Raw genomic sequence first — 3,261 nt, 5'->3', positions numbered from 1 at the left:
GGCACAGGCCGCAGCCCGGTTTGGGGCCGCTCCGTGACACGGACCCCGCCCGGTGGTGGGTGGGGCACCTCCGCCGTCTCGGGACTACACGCCCGATCCGCGTAGGTCGAGCACCATCACGTCATGCAGCACCGAGCCCTCCCACGGGTGGGCCTCCCCCACCTTGCGGTACCCCCACGACCGGTACGCGGCCTGCGCGGCCTTGACGTCCGGCCGTGCGTTCAGCAGTACGCGCTCCGCCGTGGTGTCGGTGAGCACCGCTTCGTGCATCCGGTGTGCCACGCCCAGACGGCGCCACGGGACTCGTACGGCGAGTTCCATCAGCCCGAACGTCCGCCGCCCGTCCTCGCGACGCAGCTCGTCGTCCACGGGTGTGGTGAGCCGGTTCCACCAGCCGGTGCTCGGGCTCAGCGGATAGCCGTAGGCGATGCCGACCGGCTCACCGTCGCCCGTGCGGGCCAAGGCGGCCGAGAAGGTCTTCTTACGGACCTGTGAACGGAACCGCCGGAAGTTCGCGTCGACCGACTCCGGGGTCTCCTCGTACGGGTCCTCCCCGAAGACCTCGGCGTAGACAAACCTGAACTCCGACTCGGCTCGCGCGGCGGCCGCGCCGTCCATGCGCTCGACGGCGATCGTCCCGGTCATGCACAGCCTCCTCGTGCGGCCTCGCGGATACGAGCGGACATGTCACGGGTCTTCCCGGTGTTCAGAGCGATGGCGGTCTTGCGGAAGGAGTGCATCCGGTGGGTTAGCCGACCGGAGTCGATCCCGTCATAGGCATCGAGCACACTCCCCATTTCAGCGCACGCCTCCTCAACCTCCCCCGCGTCGAGGAGTGTGCAAGCGAGCTTCGAGCGATACCAGGCCGTGTTGCGGGCATAGCCCCGAGCCAGACCATCGACGGCGGCACGCAGAAATGGCACGGCGCGTCGCGGTTCGCCAGCTGCCACGTACATATCCGCTGTGGCGTAGTCGATCTCAATCGGGCCGGCGAACCGAGCCCAGTGCGGCACATCGGTGTCCGTATCGGCGCGGCTCTGGTACGAAAGGGCGCGGCTGAGTGCTCGCCGGGCAGCGGCGGTGTCCCTGGCCTGCGTGGCCACGTTGGCCTCGCGCAGAGCGATCACGAGATGCACGGTCGGCCCCGCGCCGCTCCTGCGGGCCACGTCATAAGCGGACTCGACCGCTGACGCGGCCTCCCACAGCCGGTCCGCCTTGATGTCGATCAGGACAAGAGTCTCCAGGGCGGACAGCTGCAAGAGACCGTCATCGATGAGTTGAGCGGCGGTCAACGCCTCCATGGCGGCGGTACGTGCCTGCTCGATCGGCCCGCTGTCGTAGCCGTACCACGCTTGATTACTGTGCAGTTCGGAAAGCGCGGCCTGTAAGTCGCGGCCTACTCGGCTCGTATAGATGCTGCGGCTCAGCACATGCGTGATCTCCTGCTCCAGCTGCTCGGCACGCCCCTTCGCGGGGATGCCACCCGACTGGTGATCGACGGTGTAGAGGTCGGCCAGCCGTGCACGGAACGCCGCCACCTCACCGGCACCAACACGCGGCGCTTGCTGATTCGGGAGGACCGCCGCCGCCGCGATCGCACCCGACCCCGTGACAAACGCTCGACGCTTCACCTCTCCATCGTCGCCGATCCTCTCGACAGTCGAATAGCGATGCGACGGGACATCGAATCCCATCTCGACAAGCGGAAGACCGAACATCGCCTCCAACACGGCCTGTTGGCTCGGGTGCGGTAACGGCGGAGGCGACTCGCGCTCCCACCGCCGGAGCTGGCGGACGCTCACCGAGGCGTCGATGCCTAGCCGGGCGGCCTCACGGGCGAATGCGGCAACGAAGGTCACCTGCGTGTATCCCGCCGCGCAGCGCAGCGATGCCAGCTTGCCGAGCGTTCCGCCTGCCATCCGATTCCCCCCACGCACGCATCGTCACCTCACCGTAGCGACTTCGTCCGCCCGGCATAGGCGGAAACGTCCGCCCAAACGTCCGGTCACAAAAGACCCATGGCTCCCGCCGAAGCGGTGCACTTACTCAAGACCCCCGCGACGTTGCGGGACGTCCGGGGGCGTGGCCCACCAGCTGACAGGAGCTGATGAACATGAACCACTTTATGACCAATGCCCTCGAATGGGTGAGAGCGGTTCTCGCCCCTCTCCGGGCGGCCGCCGGATGAACACGATGACCGGCCTGCGGTTACTCCCCTGGTCCGACCCAGAGGGCAGGCCGTGCTACCTGGCATCGGACAGCGACGACAGTCCCCTGAACCGACGAGCGGACCAGATCGAGGCGCTCCAGCTGTCCATGGGCACGGAGCTCCTCGGCCACGCCCGAGCCCTACTGGGCGACCACAAGGCAGACGCGAGAGAGCTCCGCTTCCTCGCGGACCGGCTGTGTGAGGCACTGCGCGACGCACTGCGGGTGGCCGAGAGCAGAGGCAGGCGACTGCCTGTCCACGACGAGGACGGCGACCGAGTGACGGATCGGGCCGGGCCGACGGGCGAGTAGCCTCAGAGAAGTCGGGAGGGACCTGGCCAGGTCCTGTGCCATCGGCGGGTGGTGTCCAGCTGGGTCGGCTCGACCTCGCTGAGCAGGTGCTTCAGAGCGCCCTTCGGCAAGGTGCCCTGGCAGAGGGCCAGTCCTTTCGGCGCCGAGGTGCCGTGCTCGCGAATCTGGCCGCCATCGGCGTCAGGCGCAAGGACCCGGAGCAGGTTGTCGTCTACGCCCGCAAGGCGATCCACCTGGCGCGGGAACTCCAGGCCCTGCGTACGGACTTCGGCTCCCTCGCTCGCGATGCGCGGGTTGCCGAGTTGGATGCCGAGATCAAGGCGCTGAGCGTGAACTGACGAAAGGGGCAGGGATGTCGCGGACCGAGGGTGCCCGGCTGTTCCGAGAGGCGTGGATCGCGGGGGTGCGGCGGCACTTTCCCGGGGAGCCCAAGCCGGGTTATGTGACCCCCTGGGAGGAGACTCCGCAGTGGGAGCGAGCGGCTGCCGGGGCGGTGTACGAGCAGGTGCGGCAGTTCCTTCAGGTGAGCGAGGGGCACGCGGGGCGACTTACGCGGGAGCAGAAGGGGCGCTTCGTCGCGACGTGCTGGACCGCGCAGATGTACCGGCACTTCGAGGACCCGAAGCCCGGGTACGTCGCCGACTGGCCGGATCTTCCCGGCTGGCAGCAGGAGACGGACGCGGACATCTTCGAGGCGATCGAGAAGGACGCCGACTGACCGGCGTCAGGCCTCGGCGGCTT

At 68.3% G+C, this 3,261-nt stretch carries 5 protein-coding genes; 3 read left to right on the top strand and 2 right to left on the bottom strand.

Going from position 1 to position 3,261, the window contains the following annotated elements; translation table 11 throughout:
* Nucleotides 1-84: 84 nt before the first annotated feature.
* Both GWI24_RS42495 and GWI24_RS42490 read right to left on the bottom strand, forming a co-directional pair.
* Nucleotides 85-645, bottom strand: coding sequence for an N-acetyltransferase (locus GWI24_RS42495; RefSeq protein ID WP_247617654.1), 561 nt, complete (start codon nucleotides 643-645; stop codon nucleotides 85-87).
* The gene (locus tag GWI24_RS42490; RefSeq protein ID WP_210951362.1) at nucleotides 642-1,919 is read right to left on the bottom strand and encodes a hypothetical protein; all 1,278 of its coding nucleotides are present in this window, start codon (nucleotides 1,917-1,919) and stop codon (nucleotides 642-644) included. Before GWI24_RS42490 ends, GWI24_RS42495 begins: the two co-directional genes overlap by 4 nt.
* Nucleotides 1,920-2,184: 265 nt before the next feature.
* Between GWI24_RS42490 and GWI24_RS42485 the strand changes: the two genes are divergently transcribed.
* The 3 genes from GWI24_RS42485 to GWI24_RS42475 all read left to right on the top strand — a co-directional run bounded on the left by GWI24_RS42485 (nucleotide 2,185) and on the right by GWI24_RS42475 (nucleotide 3,238).
* Entirely contained in the window at nucleotides 2,185-2,520 is a 336-nt protein-coding gene (locus tag GWI24_RS42485; RefSeq protein WP_210951361.1) for a hypothetical protein, read from the top strand.
* 152 nt (nucleotides 2,521-2,672) lie between these two features.
* Nucleotides 2,673-2,858, top strand: a complete 186-nt coding sequence (locus tag GWI24_RS42480; RefSeq protein WP_210951360.1) for a hypothetical protein — start codon at nucleotides 2,673-2,675, stop codon at nucleotides 2,856-2,858.
* 14 nt (nucleotides 2,859-2,872) lie between these two features.
* Nucleotides 2,873-3,238, top strand: a complete 366-nt coding sequence (locus tag GWI24_RS42475; RefSeq protein ID WP_210951359.1) for a hypothetical protein — start codon at nucleotides 2,873-2,875, stop codon at nucleotides 3,236-3,238.
* Nucleotides 3,239-3,261: the final 23 nt, after the last annotated feature.

Source organism: Streptomyces sp. MK37H (assembly GCF_018035285.1).
Lineage (GTDB): Bacteria > Actinomycetota > Actinomycetes > Streptomycetales > Streptomycetaceae > Streptomyces > Streptomyces endocoffeicus.
The sequence above is the reverse complement of the archived record's forward strand: the minus strand, read 5'-3'. Positions and strand labels throughout refer to the sequence as shown.

Coding starts and splice junctions, on each gene's coding strand:
- GWI24_RS42495 (WP_247617654.1), bottom strand. CDS start 645: ATGACCGGGACGATCGCCGTCGAGCGCATGGACGGCGCGGCCGCCGCG.
- GWI24_RS42490 (WP_210951362.1), bottom strand. CDS start 1,919: ATGGCAGGCGGAACGCTCGGCAAGCTGGCATCGCTGCGCTGCGCGGCG.
- GWI24_RS42485 (WP_210951361.1), top strand. CDS start 2,185: ATGAACACGATGACCGGCCTGCGGTTACTCCCCTGGTCCGACCCAGAG.
- GWI24_RS42475 (WP_210951359.1), top strand. CDS start 2,873: ATGTCGCGGACCGAGGGTGCCCGGCTGTTCCGAGAGGCGTGGATCGCG.